This is a genomic window from Actinomycetota bacterium (assembly GCA_005774595.1).
Lineage (GTDB): Bacteria > Actinomycetota > Coriobacteriia > Anaerosomatales > D1FN1-002 > D1FN1-002.
In genome coordinates this window covers 1-1944 of the sequence record VAUM01000343.1, presented here as the reverse complement: position 1 = coordinate 1944, position 1944 = coordinate 1, and the positions used below count along the sequence as shown (strand labels likewise).

1 protein-coding gene is annotated in these 1944 nt (G+C 72.6%); it reads right to left on the bottom strand.

What is annotated here, in order from left to right; genetic code table 11:
* A partial coding sequence (recG, locus tag FDZ70_09910; GenBank protein ID TLM68807.1) for an ATP-dependent DNA helicase RecG occupies positions 1-1942 on the bottom strand: 1942 nt, incomplete at its 3' end.
* Positions 1943-1944: the final 2 nt, after the last annotated feature.

Genomic DNA, 1944 nt, shown 5'->3' with positions numbered 1-1944 from the left:
GCTCAGGCATACCGCTCTGGCGCTCGCCGAGCATCTGGCCCTCGCCTCGCAGCTCGAGGTCCGCCTCGGCCAGCTCGAACCCGTCGGTGAGCGTGGCGATCGCCTGCATACGCTTGCGACCCTCGTCGGTCCTGGCATCGGCGAACAGCAGGAACGTGCCCGGTTCCTCTCCCCTGCCGATGCGGCCGCGCAACTGGTGGAGCTGGGACAACCCGAACCGCTCGGCGTCCTCCACGATCATGACGGTCGCGTTGGGAACGTCGATGCCGACCTCGATCACGGTGGTCGCCACGAGCACGTCGATGGTGCCCGCCCGGAACGACTCCATGACCGCCGCCTTGTCGGCCGCTTTCATCCTGCCGGTGAGAAGGCCGACCCGCAGCCTCGGGAAGACGCGCTCCTTCAGGCGCTCCGCCTCGCGCACGGCGGCCTTTGCCTCGGTCACGTCGGACTCGTCGACCATGGCGCAGACCACGTACGCCTGGTGCCCGTCGCGCACTGCGGCGCGGACGGCCTCGTACGCGTCCTCGCGGCCGCTCGAGGGCACGACGCGCGTGGTGATGTGCTCGCCCGGCGACCTGCCTTGCGGCCGCTCGCGCACCACGCTCGAGTCCAGGTCGCCGTAGAGCGTCAGCGCGAGGCTGCGCGGTATGGGCGTCGCCGTCATGACGAGCAGGTCGGCGGCGCGGCCCTTCGCGCGCAGGCCGAGCCGCTGGCTGACCCCGAAGCGGTGCTGCTCGTCGACGATGGCGAGCGTGAGGTCCCTGAAGGCCACGCACTCCTCGAGCAATGCGTGCGTGCCGAAGACCGCCTGCACGTCGCCCACGGCGATCGCCTCGAGGACCGCGCGCCGCTCGGCCGCCTTCGTCGAGCCGGTGAGAAGGGCCGTGCGCACGCCCGCCGCCTCAAGGAGCGGAGCGAGCTTGAGCGCGTACTGCGTCGCCAGGACCTCGGTGGGCGCCATCATGGCCGCCTGCGAGCCGGTGTCGGCCGCCGCCGCGAGCGCGAAGCCCGCGACGATGGTCTTGCCGCTGCCCACGTCGCCGAGGAGCATGCGGTTCATCGGGCGCGGGCGTGCCATGTCGGCGAGGATGCCGCGCACCGCGTCCTCCTGGTCGCCGGTGAGCCGGAACGGCAGCACCGCTCGCAGCGCAGCCACGGCGGGCCCGTCCGTGACGTGTGCCGTCCCGTCGAGCTCGTCGACCATCTCGTGGCGCCTCACGAGCATGCCGAGGCGCACGTCGAGGAGTTCCTCGTACGCCAGCCGCCTGCGCGCGGCGGCGAGGTCGTCCGACGATGCCGGGAAGTGGATGGCGCGCAGCGCTGCGGCGAGCGGGAGCAGCCCGCGGGCCCGCCGGACCGACGCCGGCAGCGGGTCGGGCACGTCGCCGTAGGCGTCGAGCGCCTCGGTCACCAGGCGGCGTATCCAGTTCGTCGAGAGGCTCTCGGTGGCGCGGTGCACCGGCAGGATGCGCGCGAGCCCCTCGGGACCCGAGTCGTCCGCGAGCTTCTCGACGAACGGGTTGCGGATCTGCTTCATGCCGTAGTCGAGCTGCACGCGGCCGGCGAACGCGACGCGCTCCCCCACCATGAACCGCTGCTGCACGTACGGCTGGTTGAACCAGACGCCCAGCAGCGTGCCGGTGCCATCGGTGAGCGCGACCTCGGTGATGGTGAGGCGCGGGCGCGGCTTCTTGACGCGGACCTCGTGGACCGTGCCGACCACGGTCGCGTCCGCGTCGACGCGCACGCGCGCGAGCGACTCGGTCGCCGACAGGTCGAGGTAGCGGAACGGGTAGTGGCGCAGCAGCCCGTCGACGGTCGTGACGCCGATCTTGCGGAGCGCGTCCGCACGCGGGCCGTCCACGAAGCGGACTGCGGTCACGTCGAGCGCACTCGCCGCCAGCGCGGCGAAGCGGTCACGGCCGTCGGCGGCCGTCACGA